We start from the raw sequence: 20,669 nt of genomic DNA on the forward strand, positions 1-20,669 counted from the left end.
GATGCGCATCGAATAGGCTTGTAAGCATGGCAGAAAATCTAAGGGATGTTCCCGCCAAATACGGCGCGCTCCAAGAGGGGTTCTACCCGCGCATTAACTCCTACGGTCGCCGTATCCTGTCTGTCCTCCCGACGATCCTTCTCGCGATTGCACTGCTCGCAATTCTGTACTTCAAACGTCCGGCGGCGGCATTCGTGATCGTGGTGCTCGTCATGGAGCTGTTGGCAGCCACGGCTGTTTACTCGATCTTGAAGCCTGCCGTGGCCGTGGTGACGGACACGCATATTCTCAGAGGCCGGTTGATCGGCTGGAAAGCCGTCCCGCGGAACAGCGTGGAACATACTGTGTTCGTGGAGAAACTGAAGCCCAAAGCAGCCTTGAGAGCCAGTGAAGGAACCTGGGCCCGACTGAGGTACCGGGGAATTCCAGGTCTGTGGTTCATCGACTCCCGAGGGAAGTCACTGATGCGCTTCGACGGGCGTGTATGGGATACCAAAACCCTCCGCAAACTCTCGGGCAAGATCACACCGCAAACAACCATGTACAGCTCGATCAACGTCACAGAACTCGCCACCGAACACAAGGGCCTCGTGAGTTGGACCGAATTGCATCCCGCGTTCCGGTCGACGGTGATCGCCATACTGGGGCTCGTCTTCCTTGCGCTGATCCTCGTTCTGGGCATTTGGCCCGAGTTCCTGGGCGCTCATGAGGGCCTGACGCACGGGGCAGATTAGACTCTTCATATGCGTGAACCGTCATTGTGGGAGATCCAGAAACGAAAGAATCCGGGGCATTCCCGGTGGTACATAGAGCGATTTGAGACCATGCGGGCCAATGGCGCGGACTTGGACGGCGAGGCTCGTACCATCGACGCGCTGACGCATCGAAGCTCCACGATCCTCGACGCAGGGTGCGGTCCGGGACGCGTGGGTGGGGAACTGGCCCGGCGCGGGCATCAGGTGGTCGGGGTCGATGTTGATCCCGAACTCGTGGAACAAGCGAATCGTGATCATCCTTCGGCGACTTGGCTGACGGGTGATCTCGCGGAACTGGGAACGGTCCTTCCGGCGGAGTCTTTGGGCACGTTCGACGTGATTGTCTGTGCCGGAAACGTCATGACTTTCCTGGCGCCGTCAACACGTCGTGCAGTCCTCGAAGGATTTCGAACCGTGCTGACCCCCGGGGGACGGGCCGCGATCGGCTTCGGAGGCGGCCGCGGTTACGCGTTCGAAGACTATTTTTCCGATGCCGAAGCTGCCGGCCTCGAACCCAGTTTGACTCTGGGAACCTGGGATTTGGAGCCCTTCGACCAGGAGTCGAACTTCCTGGTGTCGATTCTTCGCAAACCCGTGAATCCAGCCAACGTCCAGGGCCAACGAACTAGTCTGCTCGGCTAGGCCCACGCATTCGCCGATCGGTTTCGGGCCATACGAAGAATGGGCCGCGGAAGAAAATCCGCGGCCCATTGCCATGTGTTGTGGAGCGGCTGACGGGAATCGAACCCGCGTATCAGGCTTGGGAAGCGTGCGCTCTACCATTGAGCTACAGCCGCAAAGTCCATCAAGGACCAGCAGCCATCCTAGCGCATCGTCCGAATCGGTGCGAACCGGTATCAGGAGTTTGTCGAGGATGTCTTATTCTTAAAGCGTGCTGATCTCAGACCACGACATTCGCCAGGACATTGAGCGCGGACGCATACAGCTGGATCCTTACGATCCTTCGATGATGCAGCCGGCAAGCATCGACGTTCGCTTGGACAGGTACTTCAGGCTCTTCGACAACCACAAGTACCCATACATCGACCCTCGGGAGGACCAACCCGAGCTGACTCGTTTGATCGAGACCAAACCGGGGGAACCGTTCATTCTGCACCCCGGAGAATTCGTTCTCGGCTCTACCTACGAGCAGGTCACTTTGCCCGAGGATGTCGCGGCCCGCCTGGAAGGGAAATCCTCTTTGGGGCGTCTCGGGTTGCTGACCCACTCGACCGCCGGATTCATCGACCCCGGATTCTCGGGGCATGTGACGCTCGAGCTGTCCAACATGGCCACGTTGCCGATCCTGTTGTGGCCTGGATCCAAGGTCGGTCAGCTGTGCTTTTTCCGGTTGAGCTCGCCGACGGACTACCCGTACGGTTCCGGGGCCTATGGGAACCGCTACCAAGGCCAACGGGGGCCGACAGCATCACGCAGCTACCAGAATTTCCACACCACCGACGTTTTCGGGAGTTAGAAACAGACTATGACCGAGACCCTTGTGTTTACCATGAGGGCTATGGGGGCGGTCGTCGACGTTTTCGCTCAATCCGATGTGTCCAGTCGATTCATCGATTCCTTGGTCGCATCCTGGGCGGACTGCAAACCGCAACGCGCCTCTTCGCCCACGTCCGACCCCATGCCGGGCCACGTGACCATCGCTCTGGTCACGGAGGACCGTCCTTTCCACCAGCTGTCCGAAGCGGCTGGGGAGCCTATTTCGGCAGTTGTGGTCAGTGACGCTGATATTGCCACCGCCGCCCAGGAATTCACCTCAGCGGTGACGCTCGCTCTGATTCGGCATCACGTCGTGAAATTACATCTTTTTCATTCCGCGTCGTTGATGAACCCGGAAACCGGCGAAGTCGTCGCACTCGTAGGGCCTTCTGGACGAGGCAAGACTACGGCAGCCCGGGTACTTGCCCGGACCGGCTGGGTTTATCTGAGCGATGAGACCTGCGCGATCGACCCGAATACCCTAAGAGTCGTTCCGTATCTCAAACCGCTTTCAATCATTCAGCGGTCCGGCGAGCCCAAAGCGCAGATCGCCGCTTCGGAGCTGGGCCTGCGCACCGTGGGGAGGGCTGGGGGTCCCGAGCCCAGGCTCGCGCACATCGTCATTCTGCGGCGCGGAGGCGAGCTGTCCGCGGCAAACAGTAACTTCGAGTCGGGCAGTAGCGGCGAGCATCCGGAATCCGCTCAAGGTGTCAGTAACATGCCGTTGCTGAACGGGTTGCAGGCTCTGGCGGAACAGTCCTCCGGACTGGCCCGTACGCCTGATGGTCTTCGCGGCCTTGCGCTTCTGGCCGACCGAGTCGGTGGCATCAGAGTCGTGGATTATCGGGAGGCGTCCGACCTGCCCGATCTGCTGTCCGAGCTCGCGAATCAGTCCCCTGCCGAGGAGGAGTGGAGATACTTTCCTCCGGCGGAGCCGTATTGGGATATGCCGGATACGCAACCTCCCGAGATCAGACCCGAGACCATCGGTCCGGTCGAAAATTCGGGTTCTTTCGCCCGGAACAGTCATGTTTGCGGTATCGGTACGGACGACGGAGCCCTGCTGATGCACGTGAACCGAACCGTCATTTACACGAGGCCCGCTGCAGACCTTTGGATTGAGGCAGGGCGTGGAAAAACGCGGCAAGAGCTCGAGAACAAACTGTCCGAAATGTACGGTCCTCCTCCGGAAGGCGTCTTCAGCCGGCTCCTTTCGGAGATCGCCAACGACAACACCATTATTCGAGTCGATGCGCGAGGGCGTACGGCTCCGTACATCGAATCGGAGAAATCAGTATGACCGCACTTCTCTTTCCGGCACTGATTCTTGCCGTTGTCCTGTGGGTTTCCGGGCTCGCCAAGCTCCGTGACCGCAGTGGCGTCGCCGCGGCGTTCAAAGACCTCAAGGTGCCTTCTGCCCTGGACCGACCGTGGCTACGAGCCGCATTCCCCTGGGGCGAGGTCGCTCTTGGCGTTCTTCTTCTCGTGACGCCAGGCTGGTTTGCCCCGGTCGTGGCCTTGATTGCCTTCGCACTGTTCGCAGCGTATTGGGCCTTGATATATCAGGCCTTGGGATTCGATCAGCCCGTCGCGTGCAGTTGTTTCGGAAAGGCCAATTCGGATCCGGTGACCCACTGGACTCTGTGGCGCAATACGGCGCTTGTTCTTCTTTCCGCTTTCTGGCTCGTCACGTCATTCTTCACGTCATCGCCCGGGCTGTTCGTCCAAGTTTCGGGCAACGATCTCCTGTGGATTGTAGGACTTGCTTGTGCTGGGGGAACCCTCTTTCTCGCGATCTCCCCGGCATCCCGCCGCGCCGCGGAGGCCAAACGAGGGTCGGCTCGGCAGTACCATCCGGTTGAGGGCGCGGATGCCGTAGTGTCTTCCATACAAACGGGTTCTGCTGAGGAGGACGACGCCGAGGAATACGTGCGGCGCCCGATCCCCGGTCTCGTCGTCAAGAACTCCCAGGGGGAACTCGTTGCCCTCCCGCGTCTGGCCTCGGTGCAAGCGCGCCTGCTCCTCTATGTCTCGCCGGGTTGCGGTTCATGCACGGAAATCATCGCCTCCGCACCGGAATGGGCCAAAGCCCTGGACCCATCGGTTGGAGTCCACCTGGTCACCGCCTCGCGCCAGGAGGTCCTGGAGACGGTCGCCGACGAATCGCTCTGGGAATCGGCCCTATACGACGTCGGCGACTTCATGGCGGACTTGTTGGGCTTGGCGGGGACCCCGAGTGCCGTCCTCCTGGGGGCCGACGGCCTGCTCGCAGGTGGCCCGGTCAACGGGGCACCCGACATCACCATTTTTGTCCAGGACATCCAGGTTGAGCTGGAAGCCGCGCGGCAAGAACCAAGCCCCCGGCAAGAACCAGCATGATCCCGAGGATCCCCCAGACCTGGGCACCGAAGAGACCGACGAAGAGTGCGAAGAGCGCGGGGGCGAGGAAACTCATGGCCCGGCCGGTCGTGGAGTACAAGCCGAAGTATTCCCCTTCGTCACCGGGTTTCGTGAGACGCGAGAGGTAAGTACGGGAGGCAGACTGCGCTGGCCCGACGAATGCACAGAGCGCCAGACCACAGACCCAGAACAATGCGGGGGCCTGGAAGAACAGAAGAGGTGCCGCCGCGATGAGCAAACCAATGAGCGACCCCACGATGACGCGTTTAGGCCCGAGCGAATCGTCCAGACGGCCACCCAGTACTGCGCCGAGACCAGCGACGATGTTGCCTGCGATGGCGAACACGATCACTTGACTCGTCGAGAAGCCAAAGGTCCCCGCGGCAAGGACACCCCCGTAAGTGAACACCCCGGCCAGACCATCCCGGAAGACGGCCGAGGCGATAAGGAATTTGAGGGTTACGGGTTCTTCGCGGTACATACGGTGCAGAGTGCGCCCGAGGCGGCGATATGAATCAACCCAAGAATCTCGGACTCCGGAGAAAATCTCGCCCGTGGCCGAGCCGAAGCCGCTTTCGGGGGCCGTGACTCCGGGGAAGCGAATCAGGATAGGCAAGGACAGGGCGGCGAGCCAGATGGCCGAGAAAAGGGCCACAGCGCGCAAATTCAGTGAATCTTCGTGAGGAAGACTCGGAAAGCCCGGTGAGACGAACCCGAAGAGAACGACCACCAAGGCGATGATTCCGCCGAAGTACCCGAAGGACCATCCTGTTCCGGAGACTCGACCAACGGTTTCCGGCGTCGATACCGAGGGGAGAAGAGCGTTGTAATGCACGGTGGCAATTTCGCTGAAGACATTGGCCAGTGCGATCAGCCCTACTCCCAACCACAGATAGGACGGATCGGGACGAACGAAGAAGCACGCAGCGACGCACAAAGCGACGCCTGCCGTGGTCACGGCGAGGGACAGGCGACGTGAACCGTTGCGATCGGCTCTTTGCCCCGTGACAGGGGCTGTCAGCGCGATGACCAGCCCCGCGATCGCAAGGCCTGCCGAGAGAACTTGCGTCGTGTGCGTCTTCGTGCCGAAAAGCTCGCTCGTGAGGTAGACGTTGAAGACGAAGGTCGTCATGACGGCGTGGAAGCTCGAGGCCCCCGCGTCCCAGAGAGCCCAGGGGAGTACGGGCTTTCGTTTCCTGGTCTGGGCAGGGACCTCCGCGGAGGTGTCATAGCTCATAGTGCTTAGGGTACAAGCGAGTTGGGTGTTCGCGCGTCTCCACGAACTCTCAAAGTCCCGGATCGTGGAGAGGACATGGGCAGGTACTCGCATGTTTGCATTGCGCAACGTAATAGTCAGCTCTCAGCTTGCCCGGCAAACGACACATAACTGCGCTGGTATTCTTGGTGGGGACCAGACCCCGAGGCCCTAAGAGGAGGATCCTTCGTGAGCTTCGTGATCCTGGTCCATGGCCTAGCGGCCCTCATCTGCCCGGTATGTTTCCGACGATGGGGCCGCACCAGTTTTTATGGCCTTGCGGTTGTTCCCGCAGTCTCCTTCATATGGCTCTGCACGACTGCCCCTGCTGTTTTCGGCGGGCACGACGTCACTGAGAGCTTTCCATGGATCCCGCAATTGGGGATCAGTCTTACTTTCCGGTTGGATCCATTGTCCTGGATTCTTTCCGCGATGATTCTCGGTATCGGTGCTCCGATCCTTTTCTACTGCGCGTCGTACTTCAAACATACCAACCAATATTCCGGTGCTTTCGGCGCCCAGTTGGTGCTCTTCGCCGGCGTCATGTTCGGCCTGGTCACGGCGGACGACATGATCGTGATGTTCGTGTTCTGGGAAGTCACGAGCATCCTGTCGTATCTGTTGATCGGATTTGCTCACGTGCGTTTCTTCGCTCGCCGGGCGGCTCTGCAAGCATTGATCGTCACAACGGCCGGTGGCTTGGCAATGTTCATCGGCGTCATCATGTTGGGAATCGCCAGCGATTCCTACCTCCTCTCCGACGTCGTTGCACGAGCTCCTCAGACCATCAGTGCACCGGGCGGCGGGGTCGCGGTGGGCGCAGCCCTCGTGCTGATCCTGGTCGGAGCGTTGTCGAAGTCGGCCTTGTTCCCTCTGCATTTCTGGCTGCCTGGCGCCATGGCCGCCCCAACGCCGGTCTCGGCGTTCCTTCACGCTGCCGCGATGGTCAAGGCCGGTATCTACCTCGTTGCCAGACTTGCCCCCGGGTTCGCCGACGTCGCTCCCTGGACCGGTCTGGTGGTTGTGGTCGGTCTGTTCACCATGCTGTTCGGCGGTTACCAAGCGCTGAAGCAATTCGATCTCAAACTGATCCTCGCGTACGGGACCGTGAGCCAGCTTGGCTTCATCATGACGGTCGTTTCCATTGGGAGTCCGGCCGCGATATATACCGGTTTGGCCATGATGGTCGCGCACTCGCTCTTCAAATCGGTCTTGTTCCTGGCCACGGGAATTATCGACCACCAGGCCGGTACTCGTGAGATCACCCGTCTTTCCGGCATCTGGAGGAAGGCTCCAGGGCTGTTCGTCATGGCCACCCTGTCCGCAGCGTCCATGGCGGGTCTGCCCCCACTGGCCGGTTTCGTGACGAAGGAAGGCATCCTCGAATTGGGTGTCGAGGGACTGAGCCACGGTATGGGGACGCTGAATACCGCGGAATCCGCGGTGGTCTTGGTGTGCATAGCGCTCGGCTCCGTGTTGACGCTGGCGTACAGTGCTCGGTTCATTTGGGGCGCATTCGCAACCAAAAAGGCCAGAGATGCTCATCCGGATCTGATCCAGGGAGGCTCGGTTCACTCGACCGACTTCCACGTGATCCCCTTCAACTTCGCACTGGCCCCCGGGCTCATCACGGTTCTGACGGTTGCCTTCGGTCTCTTTCCGGAACCTCTGCACGCGATGGTCTACGACTATGCGAGGTCGGGCGGCCCACTGGAACAGCACTTGGCGCTTTGGCACGGAATCACCCCGGCCCTCGGCATCTCCCTCGTCATTATTGCGTTGGGGTTTGCGCTCTTCGCCCTTCGCGTCCCTATCCAACGATTCCAACTCGCTTTGCCTCGCTTCCCGACCGCGGACACCGTGTATCGGGCTGTCGTCGGCGCGATCGACTACTTGGCCGTCCGGATTACGGGTTACACGCAGCGGGGTTCGTTGAGCTTCTATCTTGCGGTCATCCTGGTGACGGCGGTCGTCGTGCCGACTATCGGACTTTTTATCGTTGAGACTCCGCCGTTGAATCCCTTCGTTTGGTCGGACTCTCCCGCGCAGTGGGCCATTGCGGCTGTTATGGTCGGCGCATCACTGGTCGCGGTTCGGGCCAACAAGCGATTCCTCGCGATCCTCATGGTCTCGGTCACCGGCTACGGCCTTGCCTTGATTTTCGCCCTTCGTGGAGCCCCTGACCTGGCGTTGACCCAGCTGTTGGTCGAAACCATTTCGTTGATCGCCTTCGTTCTGGCCTTGCGGATGCTGCCATCCGGTATGGGCCAGAGAAAGACGACCAGGAAGCCCGTCCGCATCGCGATTGCGGCAGGTTTCGGCCTTTTCATGATGGCCTTGGCGGCTTTCTCGATTTCTTCGCGCACCGAGGCGCCGATTTCAGTGGATATGCCGCGACTGGCTTACGAAATCGGGCACGGCAAGAACGTCGTGAACGTGACGCTCGTCGACATGCGTGCTTGGGATACGTACGGAGAGATCTCGGTCCTCGCGCTTGCGGCCACGGGCGTGGCCAGTTTGATATTCATCGCCGGCCGCCAGGACGGCGGCGGCAACAATCCTGACCTCGACACGGGACGCATCAAAGCTGTGACCAAGCGGTACGCGGGGCGAACCGGGCTGAGCCCCGGGGTTCGCGTCGCCGGGCGCTTCATGAACGTGAAACGAGATCCCTTCCTCGTCGCGGGCCGCACCCTCGCGCCAGAAAACCGTTCGTTGATGCTTGAAGTCATCACCCGGTTGTTGTTCCACACGATCATGCTCACGTCCGTCTACCTGTTGCTTGCCGGGCACAACCTGCCCGGCGGGGGCTTCTCGGGAGGCCTGCTTGCCGGGCTCGCACTGGGCCTTCGGTACCTCGCCGGTGGGCGCTATGAGCTCGAAGAAGCGACGCCTCTCAACGCCGGCGTTCTCCTGGGCTCGGGAATGATCATCGCGGCCCTCTACGCGCTTCTTCCCCTGGCATGGGGCGGGACAGTTTTCACGTCGTACAACGTTGACCTCGACCTATGGCTCTTCGGAGAGGTCCACTTCGTGACCTCCACGATCTTCGACGTCGGCGTGTACCTCGTCGTGATCGGCCTGGTGTTGGACGTACTCCGGAGCCTTGGAGGCAGAATCGACTCCGTCCTCGAGGAGGAGCGCGAGAAAGAACGCGAAAAAGCCAGGATCACCGGCCGGAAGCGTCGCCGCATCAAGGTCCGGCGCTCGGGTGGGCCACAGACTTCCGTCATTCCTTCGGGTCCGGTCACCGCCACAAGCGAAGAGGAACCGGTGCACGAGTCTTCCTCACGGGGCAAAGCTCAATCGGCGTCCGAATCATCGAATAATTCAGGGGAGGGGACGCAATGATCGATGCTGCACTGCTCTTGGTCATGGGCGTTCTCTATGCGGTGGGCGTTTACCTGATCCTCGAGAAATCGTTGACCAAGGTCCTCTTGGGCTTGATGCTCATCACCAATGCAACCAATATCCTGATCCTGCACACCGGTGGGTTGTCGGGGCTGCCAGCGTTCTTCGACCCGGCGGTCGACGGGGACGAATACTTCGATCCATTGCCTCAGGCTTTGGTGCTGACAGCCATCGTGATTTCATTCTCGGTCACCGCGCTGATGCTCGGCATGATCTACCGCAGCTGGGTTCTCTCCCGCCGGGACGATATTCAGGACGACGCCGAGGACCGCCGCGTCGCCGCCCAGCCTGATTACGATCCGGAAGACGACGACGCCGCTCCCATCGAACCGTCTGAGTTCGAGGGCTCTGAGGAACAACGAGAGGAAGCCTATCGTCAGCGCAAACATGCCGAGCGAACCAAACGGGAGGGCGCCCGTTCGACGTCCGACGACGAGTCGCCCGGCTTTGCCGGTGAGCATCACCCTCACCTCGGGCGTGGCGACCGGGACCAAGGGGAGTGGCACGTGTGAACGCTGTTGACTTTGCCCCCGCCGCCGTTGTCTTTCCGCTCATGGCGGCCGGTGCCAACTTCACGCTGTACCGGCACCCCAATGCGCAGCGTCTCTTGTCGATCATCGCAATGCTCGCGACGTTGTGCCTCGAATCGATCTTGTTGGTCTCCACGTGGGGAACCGGACCACAATCCGTGACTCTGGGAGCCTGGGCCGCTCCATTCGGCATCGTGATGGTCGTGGACCAACTGTCCTCGCTGATGCTCGTGGTTTCCACGTTGGTTTCGTTCGCAGTGATGATATACGCGACCGGCCAGGGCCTGGCGGACGGAGATTCCGATGCCCCGATCTCGGTTTTCTATCCGACTTACCTGGTTTTGCTGGCGGGTGTGTCGAATGCCTTCCTCGCGGGCGATCTTTTCAACCTGTACGTCGGGTTCGAAATCCTCCTGACCGCGAGTTACGTGTTGCTGACCATGTCCGGTTCGGCACCCAGAATCAGGGCCGGCATCACGTACACGGTCGTTTCCGTGATCTCGTCGATGTTGTTCCTGATATCGATCGGAATGATCTACGCCGCGCTCGGGACCGTGAACATGGCCGATATCGCGGCCAAGGCACCTGACTTACCGGTCGGGACGCAGCTCCAACTTCACCTCATGCTCCTGGTCGCTTTCGGGATCAAGGCAGCGGTCTTCCCCCTGTCCCTGTGGCTTCCGGACTCGTATCCGACCGCGCCCGCTCCGGTGACCGCGGTGTTCGCGGGATTGCTGACCAAGGTCGGCGTCTACGCGATTATTCGCACCGAGACACTGCTCTTCCCGGGAAGCCGGGTAGACAATTTACTGGCCTTGGTCGCGGCGGCCACTCTCATCGTCGGAATCTTTGGTGCCCTGACGCAGAGCGACATCAAGAGAACTCTCTCCTTCATTCTGATCAGCCACATCGGTTACATGATTTGGGGCATCTCCCTGGCCACGCCGGAAGGCATGATGGCCGTGGTCTTCTACATCGCACACCACATTGTGATCCAAACCAGTCTTTTCATGGTTGTCGGCTTGATCGAACGTCGTGGTGGTTCCGCGAATACGGACCGTTTGGCAGGGTTGGCCAAGATCGCCCCGGTTCTGGGTATTCTGTACTTCATTCCGGCCATGAACCTCGGTGGTATTCCGCCGTTCTCGGGATTCCTCGGCAAAGTCGGACTGATTGACGCGAGCGTACATGCCGGCACATGGCAGGGTTATGCCTTGGCGGGAGTCGGTGTGTTCGTATCGCTGCTGACGTTGCTGACTTTGGCCCGAATCTGGAATCGCGTGTTCTGGCGGAAACCTGAAGACGCGGAGTTCCCGGACCCCATTCTGCTCGCCAAGGACCAGGACGGTAACTACGGGGTGAGGACGTCCGGAGAGCTCGATGTCGAGTCGCGTCGTTACCGCGGCAAGGATGTGACATTGCTGCCCCGTCCGATGATGGCCTCGACCATTGGTCTCGTGGCGGTCGGCGTCGCGATCACCATTGTGGCCGGTCCGCTCTTTGGCCTTTCTCATCAAGCCGCGGAAAACCTGAGCGACCCGCAGGTTTACATCGATGCCGTCCTGGGGCAGGACCACGGAACCTCTGTGGAAGGGGGCCACTGACATGAGTCCGTCCGCTCACCGCGCGCCTCGCGTGCGGCCCAAGAACACACTGCGTACCGAGTTGCCTCTGATCTTCTGGTTGGTTTTGGTTTGGGGTGCTCTGTGGCAGGACTTCTCGATAGGAAACCTAGTTTTCGGGTTGATCATGGCTCTGGTGATCGTCCGGGTCTTCTACCTCCCGCCGGTCCAGCTATCGGGAAGATTCAACGTTTTCTGGGGTGCGGTCCTGGGCACCAAATTCGTGTGGTGGATCGCCAAGGCGAGTTTCGAGATCCTGTGGTTCACGGTGAGGCCAAGCGGCGCGCCGAAATCTGCTGTGGTCTCCGTCCGGTTGCGTATCAACAGTGATCTTCTCATTACGGTTGTCGGACATATTGTTTCCCTCATTCCGGGGTCCCTGGTGGTTGAGGTCGACCGTCGGACCGCGACGATTTACTTCCATGTGATCGATATCAACACGGAAGATGAAGTGTGTGCATTCCAGGAGAGCGTGCGATCCATCGAGAACTTGGTCATCCGGGTAATGGGCACCAGGGAAAGCCACGAGGCCCTGAAATCCGGAAGCCTTGAGGAGGTGTCGCAATGACCGTCGTCATTGTCATCTGCGGCGTCATTCTGGTCCTCGCCGCGATCGGGACCATAGTGCGCCTGGCCAAGGGGCCTTCACTGTTGGATCGAGTGATCGCCTCCGACGTGTTGCTGGCTATCGTCGGTGCGGGGCTCTCAGTGGACATGGTCTACCGGGATAGCTATGAGAACATCACCATGCTCGTCGTGATATCCCTGGTCGGTTTTCTGGGGTCCGTGACAGTTGCTCGCTTCGCAAACAACAAGCGCGAACGCAAGGATGAACGTGAACCTCGAGCAGGTTCGGCGGAGAGCACTTCGCCCGCGAAGCCTGCGGGTACGCGCAAGCCTTCCAAACTTTCTCCCGGCACATCCAAGAGCCAGCGAGGTGATCGTTAGATGGACCTCGTATTCGACATCCTGACCGGGATCTGCCTGATCCTCGGTTGCCTCATGTCTCTCGGGGCCGCCCTCGGCATTGTCCGTTTCCCGGACGTGCTTTCGAGACTTCACCCGGGGGCCAAACCGCAGGTTTTCGGTTTGTTCTTGCTTTTGGCAGGGATCGGATTCGCGGCGCGTTCATGGGCGCTGGTTCCAGCGCTCGTATTGGCGTGGACCCTCCAAATCCTGGCGGTACCCGTCTCCTCGCACATGGTCGGACGTTCCGGTTTCCGTAACCGTCACTTCACCGCTTCGGCCCTCACGGTCAACGAGCTCGCCGACCTCGTCGAGCAGATGAACCGTGAAGAGGAACAAGAAGAGGCTCCGGCGGAAGCAACCGACGAACCACGTGAGGTCGACGCCGACGCAGCCGGTCTCGGGAACGATACGCAGGCCAAACCGGAGAGCGACCTGGAAGCAGAGCGGGACTGAGCGACGGGAGAATAATGGCGGACGCGTGAGGGATTCACACGCCCGCCATTGTCCGCATCGAGGGGAGGACTATCAGACTTCGGACTGGCCGCCGGTCTCGACTTCTTCCTTGTGCTCCATCTTGTTGGCCAGCCGCGTGACGCTTAACTTGATGAGGGTCGCGACGACACCGCTGATTGCGGTCCATATGACGATGTCGCGGATGCTTTCCTCAGCGTCCGGATTGCTTGACGGCGGTTCGTTGCCGGTAACCTTCTTCCAGCCCAGCGTCATGACCTTGTTGGCCGCGAACACTCCGGCCAAGGACGCAACCGTGGAACCGATCTTGATAACGGGATTGCTCATCCATCTCTCCTCTTCATTCGCACCGGCGGTGCGGCCGGTCACGTTCAGCTCTCTCTAGCCTAATCGCACGAGTTTGCGTTTGTCCCAATCTGCTGGGCGATTCACCTGAAGTGAAATGAGTCAGATAGACTGGGTGACGTTCAAGAACGACAGGGGAGCCTCGAATGAGGCTGAGAGTGCGAAAGCAGACCCTCGACCTGATGCGGTTAGCACCGACGTAGGGAGTCGAGATCTCGGGCGTATCCAGGAACAGTGCGGGTACGGCCTCCCCTCCTGAAAACCGCAGGAGGAAGACCCATGAACACCACATCCCATCACGAGTCCGGTCAGACGGTTCAGTCATCGAACGAGACTGGTAACGGAAAGTATCCGAATCGCCGGAAAGCTTCGTGGCGCGTGATCGACATCGTCATTGCCTCGGTTCTGGCCGTTGTCTGCGGCGTGATCTTCTGGATTTGGTCCAATGCCGTTTCGCCGGCAACGCAAACCGCGACCGTTGGTTTCCCACCGTTATCGGGCCTGATCGGCGGAGGCTGGCTCATCGCGGGGGTCGTAGGCGGCCTGGTGATTCGGAAACCCGGTGCCGCGATCTACTGTGAGATTCTCGCAGCCGTAATCGAGGCCCTACTGGGCACCCATTACAGCGCCGGCGTTTTGCTGTCAGGGCTGATTCAGGGCATCGGTGCCGAGATCGTCTTCGCTCTGTTTCTGTACCGCCGGTTCGGGCTGACCGTGGCCATGTTCTCCGGCGGTGTCTCCGGCGTGTTCATGGGCGTCAGCGAGGTCATGATGTATTACGGCTTCTGGGAAGCGAAGTATCAGGTGGTCTACATCGTGTGCGGCACGATTTCCGGTGTCATCATCGCGGGACTTCTGGGATGGGCACTGATGAGGGCGTTGATCTCGACGGGCGTCCTCGGTTCCGTTGCCGCGGGTCGTGATGCTCGGCGCACCAAGGTTCGCCCGTGACGGCCCACGGGGCCCGGGTCCTGGCCCAGAACTTCGGTTGGCACCACGCCGGTCGAGAAGCGCCGGCTTTCCACGGTGTAAATCTGGATATTCGACCCGGTGAAAGGGTTTTGTTGTTGGGCCCTTCGGGGGCAGGAAAATCGACATTGCTCCACGCGTTGGCGGGTGTGCTCGAGGACGAGGACGGAGACGCCGTTCTGGGGCGGGCAACGATCAATGGCCTCGGGCCCGAACAATCCAGGGGCGCGGTCGGTCTGATGCAACAAGACCCAGAGTCGTCGATCGTTCTCTCGCGCGTCGGAGACGACCTCGCATTCGGACCGGAGAATCTGGGAGCAGACCCCACGGCCATAGTTGCCCGGTGCGAACGAGCTCTGCGTTCGGTCGGCTTGGATCTCCCGTGGGATCGTTCCACGTCGGCGCTGTCCGGCGGCCAAAAACAACGGCTTGGATTGGCAGGCGTTCTGGCCATGGAGCCCGAGTTGATCTTGTTGGACGAACCGACGGCCAACCTCGACCCGGACGGCGTCATCGAAGTTCGCGACGCCGTGTTGGACGCTGCGGAAGAATACGGTTCGACCCTGGTCGTGGTCGAGCATCGCGTCTCGGTCTGGTCGGAGTTCGTTGATCGGGTCATCGTGCTCAGTCCCCACGGGGGGATCAGCCACGACGGGCCTCCACGGCAGGTTCTGGATCAAGCGAGAGAGGAATTGCTCCGAGCAGGAGTATGGGTCCCGGATTACGTCCCCCGGCTTCCGCGCAACGGTTCGGGGGCGTTTACGGGACCCGGGGACGGCGAGGCGCTTCTCGAGGCGCACGACCTTGTGGTGTCTCGTCAAGCACCCGCGCGCAAGTGGCTCAGACAACGACGTCGCGCGACCGCTCGCTCAGCGGAAAGACCCATCCCGGTGCACCGGGATGCGACCGTCGCGGCTTCGGATATTTGCGTCCGTGTACGTCGAGGGGAGCATCTGGCGGTCACAGGGCCAAATGGCTCCGGCAAATCCACCTTGGCCCTGACCCTCGCCGGCCTGCTCGCGCCGGCCGCGGGTTATGTTGCTGCATCCGATGCACTCCGATACGTAGGGGCGAGCCTAGAGCTCGACCGGTCCGGTGGCCTGTCGTGGGACCCCCTGTCGTGGACCTCGAGCCAGCTGATTGCGCGGATAGGAACTGTGTTCCAGGAACCGGAACACCAATTCGTCAAAGCATCGGTCGCCGAGGAGCTGGCCCTCGGCGCACGACTGGCCCGCGATGCGGCACCGCGAGGCGTCTGTTCCGTAAACGACGGGGACTGCCCCGAGGATCGGGCGGCTGAGCTGCTCGAACGACTCGGCCTGGGCCACGTCGCGGATGCGAACCCGTTTACACTCTCCGGCGGGGAGAAAAGGCGACTTTCAGTCGGTACTGCGCTCGCGGCCCGTCCACATGTTCTCATCCTGGACGAACCGACTTTCGGGCAGGATGCGACCACCTGGGCTAGCCTGGTCGACCTGCTGCGCGAGGTCATGGATGCGGGTACGGCGGTCGTCTCGGTGACTCACGATCAAGCCTTCATCGAGGCTCTCGGAGGCAGCGAGTACAGGTTGAACTGCCTCCACGCTGCCGGGACGCGGCAGCACACGGCTCGAACAGGAGACCGAGCATGGACCTCTTGAACAATGCCAGCGCCGCCGAGTCGGGGTTGGGGCGAGTCAACGCGGCCGTCAAGATCGTCCTGCTCTTTGTCCTGACCCTAGCTTTCCTGGCGAGCGCGGACTGGGTCACCTCGAGCGTCGGCCTGATCGCGCTGATACTCGTCATGGCGGGCTGCCGCATCAATCCCTGGAATATCATCATTCGGCTATGGCCGGTTTTCACGGCAGCGTTGTTCAGCGGGTGGGCAACGGCCCTTCTGTCCGCCAAGACGGGCAGGACCGTGCTCGACTTCGGCCCACTGTTGTTCACCACCGACTCGGTGGATGCGGGGATTGCGATCGCTTTGCGTGGTGGTGCCCTCGCGATGGTCTCTGTCCTGCTCCTGTTGACGACGGACGCCAGAGAGATCGGCGATTCGCTGGCCCAGACTTTCAGGCTGCCGGCGCGCTTCGTGCTCTCGGCCGTGGCGGCTTTCCGACTGGTAGGAATCATGATCACGGAGTGGGAAACTCTCGCTGCCGCGCGTCGCGCCCGGGGCCTGGGAGCAGACCGCGGCGTCATCGGGAGCATCACCGGATTCGCGGCGCAAGCTTTCGCGCTCATCGTTCAGGCTTTGCGTAGAGCGAGCCGACTTGCCGTGACCATGGAAGCACGCGGCTTCGGCGCCGGGCCGAGAACCTGGGTGCATCGCCCGGAGTACTCGTGGCGGGACGCCGTCGCCTTGGTCATCGGCCTCGGGATTCCCGCGGCGGCCATCGGTCTTTCGCTGGCCTTGGGCACGTATCGCTTCTTCCACTAGGGCTGCGCGCCTAGGGTGTGCTCCACCTGGACAAACTAGACCCAGCTCTACCCCCAAATACTGCTCGCTCCACTGTTCGCGGGCGTCGTCGGCGGAAAAGTAAGAGATGCACCAGCCATCAAGCATCTTTGGAGCGAAAAATGTCACCTCAGACTCGTGAAGCCCAGGCCCCCGGTGGAGCGCCCCGGGCCGTCATGCCCATCGCTCGGGCCGAGAGCGTCAGCAAATCGTACGGACAAGGCAACAACGTCGTTTCGGCCGTCCGCAATGTCGACCTCGACGTCGCCCCAGGTGAATTCGTCGCGGTGATGGGACCGTCCGGGTCCGGAAAATCCACGTTGATGCATCTCATGGCCGGGCTGGAGTCCCCGAGCGGCGGGCGGATGTGGATCGGAGAGCAGGAGATCACGCATCTCGACGACGCCGCACTCACGGAGATCCGGCGTCGTCGTGTCGGGTTCGTTTTCCAGGCCTTCAACCTGATGCCGACCATGGATGTTCGAGAGAATATCCTGTTGCCCTTTGACCTGGATGGGCGTTCGCCAGACCGTCAAGAGCGTGCGTGGATCGAGGACCTTCTTCGCCGGTTGGGACTCTCCGAGCGCGTCAACCACCGTCCTGCTGAGCTGTCGGGAGGCCAGCAACAACGAGTTGCGATTGCGCGCGCGCTGGCGACCCGACCGGCATTGATCCTGGCGGACGAGCCGACAGGCAACCTGGATTCGCGCTCGGCGCTGGAAGTCCTCCAGCTGCTGAGAATGGCCGCCCAAGAACTCGGGCAGTCAATCGTCATGGTCACGCACGATCCCAAAGCCGCGGCTCACGCGCATCGGGTGGTGTACCTTGCGGACGGCGAGATTGTCCACCAGAGCAATAGTTCGGCTCGGGCAGAGGACATCGCCCAGATGATGCTTTCCTTGGAGGTGAACTGACGTGAAAAATGCCGTTCGTGAACTGACTCAGCATCCTCGACAGCACCTATCGACCCTCCTCGTTGTGGTCATCGGCTCGATGTTCGGTTCCGGCCTCATCGGCGCCGTAGGACTGCTGTACAAGATTCTCGATCCCGCGGGCGAGGCCGACGGAACGCTGTTGGTCATGCTCCTGCTGACGTCGATGACGTTCTTCGCGATCGCCCTGTTCGTCGCGGCGATGGTGGTAGTCAATACATTTTCTATTGTTGTCGCGGGCCGAACACAGCAGCTGGCGCTTCTGCGTCTGATCGGCGCGAAAGCCTCGACGCTGCGGCGTGCGGTAGCTTGTGAGGGGCTTCTGGTCGGGATGATCGGTTCCGTCGTCGGACTCGGCTTGGGCGCCGTGACGACGTGGGTTATCGCCTTGACCGCGGAGGCGAAGGGCGCCGGCAGCGGTTTGCAAGCCACAGCAATCAACCCGTGGATGATCACTGCTGCCGTGCTGGTGGCCCTCACGAGTTGGATCGCCGCATGGAACGGAGCGCGTCCGGTTCTGTCAGTCTCTCCTCTCGAAGGCACGCGTCGAAGCGCCGAACCGGCCCTGAAAACTCTGCGCAAGCGAATTTGGACACTCGGGCTTTCGATAGCGCTGGTCGTGTTGGGAGCATTGTTCCTCGGCGGCGGACTCATGATGGGGCTGACGGGCCCCGCGGGGGTCCTTCCCGCGGTTTTCGGAGGGTTCTTGAGTTTTGGCGGTGTCGCCCTGGGATCCGCGTGGATCATGCCGCCCTTTTTCGCCCTTTCGGGGAAAGTGGTCGGTCACGGGACCTCGGGGCGGATGGCCGTCGCCAATTCGCGGCGATACCCTCTGCGCTCGGCGAGGACCTCCATGGGCCTGGTCATTGGAATTACGCTCGTGGTGATGTTCGGTACTCTGGGCTCGACCCTGAAATCGGTGGTCCAGCGTATGGCCGGTAGCGGCGAGTACCGGCCCGAGGATGTGGCAATCGTCAACCAGGTGGTCGACAACTCGCTGCTCTTCGTCTACGGGATGGTCGCGTTCTCGGTGGTCATCGCCGCGATCGGGGTGGCCAACAACATGAAGTCCGCAATCCTGCAACGTCGTCGCGAGTTGGGGATGCTTCGGACCGTGGGACTGTCCACGAGTCAAATGTGGCGCATGATCTTCGGGGAGACTGCCCAACTGACACTTTCCGCGGCATGCCTGGGTATACCTTTGGGTCTCTTCTACGGGTGGGCCGGGACCTTCTGCATGTTCGCCGCGGTTGACGGTGTCGGAATTTTTGGGCCGACCCCGCCGTGGACCGTGCTCCTCGGCGTGGTCGTCGGATGCCTGGTCATTACCGGCCTTGCCACCGCACTTCCCGCGCGCCAGACGGCCAAGGAATCGCCCGTCAGGGCCCTCGCGCTGACCTAGCGACGATGCGACGGGCGCCCCCGATCAAGTTGAGGGGCGCCCGTCATGCTCGTTGCGGCCGAAACGTCCCTAAGCTGGATTCGCCGAACGGGGCGCACCCATACCAGGATCGATCTGCACCGGCCCCGAGGCCTGAGGGCTGACGTCGAAATCGAAGATCTCCGTGGGCAAATAAACGGTCGCGCAGGAGTTCGGCACATCGACGACGCCTGAGAACCGGCCTTCGATCGGGGCGGCGCCCAGTAACAGGAAAGCTTGCTCGGGGGAGTAGCCAAATTTGGTCAGATAGTCGATCGCATGCAGGATTGCGCGCTGATAAGCCAGCTGAGAGTCCAAATAGCGTTGTTCACCGTCCAGGGTCACGGAGGTACCCGAGAAGGCAAGCCACTCCGAGTACTGGGGCGCAGTGCGGCCAGGCATGAAGATGGCATTTTCGCTCACGCCATAGGTCTCCATGCCGCCCTTCAGCACGTCGACACGCAGATCGATGTACCCTCCCATCTCGATCGCGCCGCAGAAGGTGATCTCCCCGTCGCCCTGTGAGAAGTGCAGGTCGCCGACCGACAGGTTGCCGCCCTTGACGAACACGGGGTAGAAGACGCGCGAGCCTTTCGTGAAGTTCTTGATGTCCTGGTTGCCGCCGTTCTCCCGGGGAGGGGCGGTTCGAGCCGCTTCGGATGCCACACGGTCGTATTCCGCGCCTTCGAGCTGCCCGAGGATTGCGCTCTTGGGCTCAGGAGGAAGCGCCAGGGGCGGCAAACGGTTTGGGTCGGTTGCGATCAGATCGCCTTCCCGTTTGTTCCATGTGGCCAGAAGATCGGTGGACGGCGCGGTTCCCATCAACCCGGGATGGGTGATGCCCGTGAAGCTGGCTCCAGGGATATGTCTCGACGTGGCGACGTCGCCGGTGAAATCCCAAACGGCCTTGTAGGCATCCGGAAACTGGTCGACGAGAAAGCTACCGCCGTTGTTCTTGGGGAAAATCCCCGTGTAGCCCCAGCCTTGGCCTGCTAGCGGGCCGGTTTCCTGGGGAATAGGACCCAGATCCAGGATGTCCACGATCAGCAGGTCGCCAGGCTCGGCACCTTCCACGGCAAAAGGTCCTGAAAGAGCGTGGACGACGTCGATGGGTGCATCGCGGATGTCGTCGGCGGAGTCGTCGTTCTTGATCGCGCCGTCGAACCACTCGCGGCAATCCACCCGGAATGTCTCGCCCGGCTTCAGGGTCTCGAGGGGAGGAATGTCCGGGTGCCACCGGTTGTGACCGATTTTTTCCTGTTCGGAGAACGGCTTGGCAGAGTCCAGCGGAAATAGAACCTCGGGCATGGTGTTCCTCTCGATCGAACGATAAACAGGGGCTTGAGACCTCAGGGACGAGGAAGCTTGAGGTGTCGCGGATCGTGGGAGGCATGTGAGGCCGTGGGGTCGGGCGAACCGGGGAGGCGGGTTACGACGTCGGGTTCATGGGCCGAGCGTTCGGCCTCACTCATTGCCGTCGCGCGGGCCGTTCCGAGTTTCGAGAGGCCGACTGGGGAGAAGATACGCGTTGCGGTCTCGACGCAGGTGCGGCACTTCCGCTCGGCGGGGACGGAGGACATAGAATGCTGGGCTTCGAAGACCCCGCAACGCGGACACCGGAATTCGTACAGCGGCATGCACACCCCAAATGATGCT

19 protein-coding genes, 1 tRNA gene, 1 pseudogene and 1 riboswitch are annotated in these 20,669 nt (G+C 61.2%); of the genes and pseudogenes, 16 read left to right on the forward strand and 5 right to left on the reverse strand.

From position 1 onward, the window contains the following. Positions 1-26: 26 nt before the first annotated feature. Complete coding sequence (locus EWV35_RS00675; RefSeq protein WP_129657250.1) at positions 27-734, forward strand: hypothetical protein; 708 nt, start codon at positions 27-29, stop codon at positions 732-734. A gap of 9 nt (positions 735-743) precedes the next feature. Next, positions 744-1,397: a class I SAM-dependent methyltransferase gene (locus tag EWV35_RS00680; RefSeq protein WP_129657252.1), complete on the forward strand. Its 654-nt coding sequence runs from the start codon at positions 744-746 to the stop codon at positions 1,395-1,397. Between the two features lie 81 nt (positions 1,398-1,478). Here the strand turns inward: EWV35_RS00680 and EWV35_RS00685 are convergent. Beyond that, a tRNA-Gly gene (locus EWV35_RS00685) sits at positions 1,479-1,552 on the reverse strand. A gap of 95 nt (positions 1,553-1,647) precedes the next feature. Between EWV35_RS00685 and dcd the strand changes: the two genes are divergently transcribed. The 3 genes from dcd to EWV35_RS00700 are packed head-to-tail and all read left to right on the forward strand — an operon-like array spanning position 1,648 to position 4,631. Then, positions 1,648-2,232 carry a dCTP deaminase gene (gene dcd / locus EWV35_RS00690; protein WP_129657254.1) on the forward strand — a complete coding sequence of 195 codons (585 nt, stop codon included), beginning with the start codon at positions 1,648-1,650 and terminating at the stop codon, positions 2,230-2,232. A gap of 9 nt (positions 2,233-2,241) precedes the next feature. After that, a complete protein-coding gene (locus EWV35_RS00695; protein ID WP_129657256.1) occupies positions 2,242-3,552 on the forward strand; it encodes a P-loop NTPase family protein in 1,311 nt (436 codons plus the stop codon). Then, positions 3,549-4,631 carry a MauE/DoxX family redox-associated membrane protein gene (locus EWV35_RS00700; protein WP_129657258.1) on the forward strand — a complete coding sequence of 361 codons (1,083 nt, stop codon included), beginning with the start codon at positions 3,549-3,551 and terminating at the stop codon, positions 4,629-4,631. The genes EWV35_RS00695 and EWV35_RS00700 overlap by 4 nt, the downstream gene beginning before the upstream one ends. Here EWV35_RS00700 and EWV35_RS00705 read toward each other — a convergent pair. Continuing rightward, entirely contained in the window at positions 4,552-5,889 is a 1,338-nt protein-coding gene (locus tag EWV35_RS00705; protein ID WP_129657260.1) for an MFS transporter, read from the reverse strand. The two genes, EWV35_RS00700 and EWV35_RS00705, sit on opposite strands and share 80 nt — an antisense overlap. 207 nt (positions 5,890-6,096) lie before the next feature. Between EWV35_RS00705 and EWV35_RS00710 the strand changes: the two genes are divergently transcribed. The 6 genes and pseudogenes from EWV35_RS00710 to mnhG all read left to right on the forward strand — a co-directional run bounded on the left by EWV35_RS00710 (position 6,097) and on the right by mnhG (position 12,892). Beyond that, entirely contained in the window at positions 6,097-9,258 is a 3,162-nt protein-coding gene (locus EWV35_RS00710) for a Na+/H+ antiporter subunit A (RefSeq protein WP_129657262.1), read from the forward strand. Next, positions 9,255-9,830: a Na(+)/H(+) antiporter subunit C gene (locus tag EWV35_RS00715; RefSeq protein ID WP_129657264.1), complete on the forward strand. Its 576-nt coding sequence runs from the start codon at positions 9,255-9,257 to the stop codon at positions 9,828-9,830. Before EWV35_RS00710 ends, EWV35_RS00715 begins: the two co-directional genes overlap by 4 nt. Continuing rightward, the gene (locus tag EWV35_RS00720; protein WP_129657266.1) at positions 9,827-11,452 is read left to right on the forward strand and encodes a Na+/H+ antiporter subunit D; all 1,626 of its coding nucleotides are present in this window, start codon (positions 9,827-9,829) and stop codon (positions 11,450-11,452) included. Before EWV35_RS00715 ends, EWV35_RS00720 begins: the two co-directional genes overlap by 4 nt. A 1-nt stretch (position 11,453) precedes the next feature. Then, the gene (locus EWV35_RS00725; RefSeq protein ID WP_129657268.1) at positions 11,454-12,038 is read left to right on the forward strand and encodes a Na+/H+ antiporter subunit E; all 585 of its coding nucleotides are present in this window, start codon (positions 11,454-11,456) and stop codon (positions 12,036-12,038) included. After that, a pseudogene (locus EWV35_RS00730) lies at positions 12,035-12,292 on the forward strand (monovalent cation/H+ antiporter complex subunit F); the annotation flags it as partial. The gene EWV35_RS00725 and the pseudogene EWV35_RS00730, both read left to right, overlap by 4 nt. 126 nt (positions 12,293-12,418) lie before the next feature. Then, positions 12,419-12,892 carry a monovalent cation/H(+) antiporter subunit G gene (mnhG, locus tag EWV35_RS00735; protein ID WP_129657271.1) on the forward strand — a complete coding sequence of 158 codons (474 nt, stop codon included), beginning with the start codon at positions 12,419-12,421 and terminating at the stop codon, positions 12,890-12,892. A 72-nt stretch (positions 12,893-12,964) separates the two neighbouring features. Here the strand turns inward: mnhG and EWV35_RS00740 are convergent, their stop codons facing one another. After that, positions 12,965-13,237, reverse strand: a complete 273-nt coding sequence (locus EWV35_RS00740) for a DUF4235 domain-containing protein (RefSeq protein WP_129657273.1) — start codon at positions 13,235-13,237, stop codon at positions 12,965-12,967. A 141-nt stretch (positions 13,238-13,378) separates the two neighbouring features. Beyond that, a riboswitch (TPP riboswitch) is annotated at positions 13,379-13,478 on the forward strand. A gap of 56 nt (positions 13,479-13,534) precedes the next feature. Here EWV35_RS00740 and EWV35_RS00745 point away from each other — a divergent pair. From EWV35_RS00745 to EWV35_RS00765, 5 genes are all read left to right on the forward strand, one after another. Next, complete coding sequence (locus tag EWV35_RS00745) at positions 13,535-14,206, forward strand: ECF transporter S component (protein WP_129657275.1); 672 nt, start codon at positions 13,535-13,537, stop codon at positions 14,204-14,206. Next, on the forward strand, positions 14,203-15,864 hold the full coding sequence (locus tag EWV35_RS00750; protein WP_129657277.1) for an ABC transporter ATP-binding protein: 1,662 nt from the start codon (positions 14,203-14,205) through the stop codon (positions 15,862-15,864). Before EWV35_RS00745 ends, EWV35_RS00750 begins: the two co-directional genes overlap by 4 nt. After that, positions 15,852-16,643: an energy-coupling factor transporter transmembrane component T family protein gene (locus EWV35_RS00755; RefSeq protein ID WP_129657279.1), complete on the forward strand. Its 792-nt coding sequence runs from the start codon at positions 15,852-15,854 to the stop codon at positions 16,641-16,643. The genes EWV35_RS00750 and EWV35_RS00755 overlap by 13 nt, the downstream gene beginning before the upstream one ends. Before the next feature lie 194 nt (positions 16,644-16,837). Further along, positions 16,838-17,575, forward strand: a complete 738-nt coding sequence (locus EWV35_RS00760; RefSeq protein WP_129658200.1) for an ABC transporter ATP-binding protein — start codon at positions 16,838-16,840, stop codon at positions 17,573-17,575. A 1-nt stretch (position 17,576) separates the two neighbouring features. Further along, complete coding sequence (locus EWV35_RS00765; RefSeq protein WP_129657281.1) at positions 17,577-18,995, forward strand: FtsX-like permease family protein; 1,419 nt, start codon at positions 17,577-17,579, stop codon at positions 18,993-18,995. A 69-nt stretch (positions 18,996-19,064) separates the two neighbouring features. On the opposite strand, the gene fmdA is transcribed toward EWV35_RS00765, so the two are convergent. Together fmdA and EWV35_RS00775 are read right to left on the reverse strand one after the other, a co-directional pair. Continuing rightward, entirely contained in the window at positions 19,065-20,321 is a 1,257-nt protein-coding gene (gene fmdA, locus EWV35_RS00770) for a formamidase (protein WP_129657282.1), read from the reverse strand. A 41-nt stretch (positions 20,322-20,362) separates the two neighbouring features. Continuing rightward, a complete protein-coding gene (locus EWV35_RS00775) occupies positions 20,363-20,650 on the reverse strand; it encodes an FmdB family zinc ribbon protein (RefSeq protein WP_129657284.1) in 288 nt (95 codons plus the stop codon). Between the last annotated feature and the right edge of the window lie 19 nt (positions 20,651-20,669).

This window comes from Rothia uropygialis (assembly GCF_004137765.1).
Taxonomy (GTDB): Bacteria; Actinomycetota; Actinomycetes; order Actinomycetales; family Micrococcaceae; genus Rothia.

Excerpts from the sequence above, each read along its gene's own strand:
- EWV35_RS00715 (WP_129657264.1), top strand. The coding sequence starts at position 9,255 with ATGATCGATGCTGCACTGCTCTTGGTCATGGGCGTTCTCTATGCGGTG.
- EWV35_RS00745 (WP_129657275.1), top strand. The coding sequence starts at position 13,535 with ATGAACACCACATCCCATCACGAGTCCGGTCAGACGGTTCAGTCATCG.
- EWV35_RS00675 (WP_129657250.1), top strand. The coding sequence starts at position 27 with ATGGCAGAAAATCTAAGGGATGTTCCCGCCAAATACGGCGCGCTCCAA.
- EWV35_RS00725 (WP_129657268.1), top strand. The coding sequence starts at position 11,454 with ATGAGTCCGTCCGCTCACCGCGCGCCTCGCGTGCGGCCCAAGAACACA.
- mnhG (WP_129657271.1), top strand. The coding sequence starts at position 12,419 with ATGGACCTCGTATTCGACATCCTGACCGGGATCTGCCTGATCCTCGGT.
- EWV35_RS00680 (WP_129657252.1), top strand. The coding sequence starts at position 744 with ATGCGTGAACCGTCATTGTGGGAGATCCAGAAACGAAAGAATCCGGGG.
- EWV35_RS00700 (WP_129657258.1), top strand. The coding sequence starts at position 3,549 with ATGACCGCACTTCTCTTTCCGGCACTGATTCTTGCCGTTGTCCTGTGG.
- EWV35_RS00705 (WP_129657260.1), bottom strand. The coding sequence starts at position 5,889 with ATGAGCTATGACACCTCCGCGGAGGTCCCTGCCCAGACCAGGAAACGA.
- EWV35_RS00740 (WP_129657273.1), bottom strand. The coding sequence starts at position 13,237 with ATGAGCAATCCCGTTATCAAGATCGGTTCCACGGTTGCGTCCTTGGCC.
- EWV35_RS00695 (WP_129657256.1), top strand. The coding sequence starts at position 2,242 with ATGACCGAGACCCTTGTGTTTACCATGAGGGCTATGGGGGCGGTCGTC.
- EWV35_RS00775 (WP_129657284.1), bottom strand. The coding sequence starts at position 20,650 with ATGCCGCTGTACGAATTCCGGTGTCCGCGTTGCGGGGTCTTCGAAGCC.
- EWV35_RS00755 (WP_129657279.1), top strand. The coding sequence starts at position 15,852 with ATGGACCTCTTGAACAATGCCAGCGCCGCCGAGTCGGGGTTGGGGCGA.
- fmdA (WP_129657282.1), bottom strand. The coding sequence starts at position 20,321 with ATGCCCGAGGTTCTATTTCCGCTGGACTCTGCCAAGCCGTTCTCCGAA.
- EWV35_RS00760 (WP_129658200.1), top strand. The coding sequence starts at position 16,838 with ATGCCCATCGCTCGGGCCGAGAGCGTCAGCAAATCGTACGGACAAGGC.